Source organism: Xanthobacter sp. BG11Y11_SDJG (genome assembly GCF_057364445.1).
The window spans coordinates 1-1,678 of sequence record NZ_JBNFNU010000611.1 but is presented as its reverse complement, the minus strand read 5'-3'; the positions used below and the strand labels follow the sequence as shown (position 1 = coordinate 1,678).

Here is a 1,678-nt window from a genome sequence, read left to right as displayed (position 1 = left end):
GGCGCCATCGGCCATCGCACCGAGGCGTTCGCGGGCGGCGGCGTGGTGCTCGACGGCGGGCGCGGCACCCGGCAGATGCCGCCGCCTTTGCTCGCCCGCCTCCCCTTTCCCGAGGACTGGCGGATCATCCTGATGCTGGACAGCTCCCGGCGCGGCCTCGACGCCGCGCAGGAGACCCGCGCCATGGCGGCGTTGCCGCCCTTCCCGCAGCCGCTCGCCGCCCATCTCAGCCATCTGGTCCTCATGAAGGCGCTTCCCGCGCTCGCCGAGCAGGACGCGGATGCGTTCGGCGCCGCCATCGGCGAATGGCAGGAGCGGCTCGGCGACCACTATGCCAGCGCCCAGGAGGGGCGGCGCTTTCTCAGCCCCGACGTGGCCGCAGCCGCCGCCGTCCTGCGCGACGCGGGCATTGCCGGTGTCGGCCAGAGTTCCTGGGGCCCCACGGGCTTTGCGGTGGTGGGCGAGGCGACGCAGGCGGAAAGGCTCGCCGAGGCCTTGCGCCATCGCTTCGCATCGTTCACAAACCTGTCATTCCAGTGCGTGCGCGGCCGGAACCAGGGCGCCGCGTTCGGCCCCATCGGCGCAGCCGTTCCGTGATCAGGAGGAAGCCCCGCATGGCTCGAGCCGCAGGCCAGCCCACCCGCGCGCCGAAGGCGCGCATCCCGACGCCCAGCGCGATCTGACGCCGATGGATCTCGCCATCATCGCCCTGTCGGCGCGCCCGCTCGTCGCCTCCGCCGCCCGCGCAGGCCTTGCCGCGCTCACCTTCGACCTGTTCGCCGATCTCGACACCTGCGCCCATGCGGCGCGCTGCGTGAAGGTGCACAAGAAGCACGGCTTCGCCTTTGATGGCGACGATCTCATCCAGGCCCTCGCCTCGCTCGCCCCCGCCGGCCTGCCGGTGGTGCTCGGCGGCGGGCTGGAGGACGAGCCGGACCTGATGATGCGCATCGCCGAGCGCAATCCGATCCTCGGCAACGCCCCGCAGACCGTGCGCATCATCAAGGATCCGCTGGCGCTCGCCGCCCTGTGCGGGCACCTCGCCATCCCGTTTCCGGAGGTGGCGCTCGGCGCGCCCGAGGGCCTTACCGGCCCGCTCATCGAGAAGAAGATCGGCGGCGCCGGTGGCGGGCACATCCGCCGCCGGGCGGCGGGCGACCTGTCTCCGCCCTGGCCTGACCATTATCTCCAGCGCGAGGTGAACGGCACCTCGGTCTCCCTGCTGGTGCTGGCCAACGGCACCGAAAGCGTGGTGGTGGGGGCCTCGCGCCAGTGGCGCGCCGGCGATCCGGAGCATCCGTTCCGCTAATGGCGCGCCGCGGCCCATCGCCCTGCCCGAGCCCCAGGGTGCGGCCATGCGCGCCGCGGCCCAGCGGGTCGTGGCGGCGTGCGGCCTGGTGGGTCTCGTCTCCATCGACTTCGTCATCGGCCCGGACGGCTGGTTCCTGGTGGAGGTCAATCCGCGGCTCGGCGCCACGCTGGACATCTTCGACGTGGACCCGCTGCCGCCGCTGCTGGGCCTGCACCTCGCCGCCTGCGGCGGGCGCATCCCCCCCGGCCTGCCGCAGCCCTCCGAGGCCCATGCGGCGGGCGTGATCTATGCCGACCGGGACATCATCGTCCCGCCCGGCTCGTGGCCCGAGGAAGTGGCGACCGGCCCGCCGCCGGCGCCGCCATT

2 protein-coding genes and 1 pseudogene are annotated in these 1,678 nt (G+C 73.5%); all 3 read left to right on the top strand.

Going from position 1 to position 1,678, the window contains the following annotated elements; all coding sequences use genetic code 11:
- Positions 1-597: pseudogene (locus tag AC2W7M_RS24965) on the top strand (GHMP kinase); the annotation flags it as partial.
- A gap of 91 nt (positions 598-688) precedes the next feature.
- Entirely contained in the window at positions 689-1,309 is a 621-nt protein-coding gene (locus tag AC2W7M_RS24960; protein WP_486135756.1) for a hypothetical protein, read from the top strand.
- Between the two features lie 46 nt (positions 1,310-1,355).
- On the top strand, positions 1,356-1,678 hold a 323-nt coding region (locus AC2W7M_RS24955), incomplete at its 3' end, for an ATP-grasp domain-containing protein (RefSeq protein WP_486135754.1).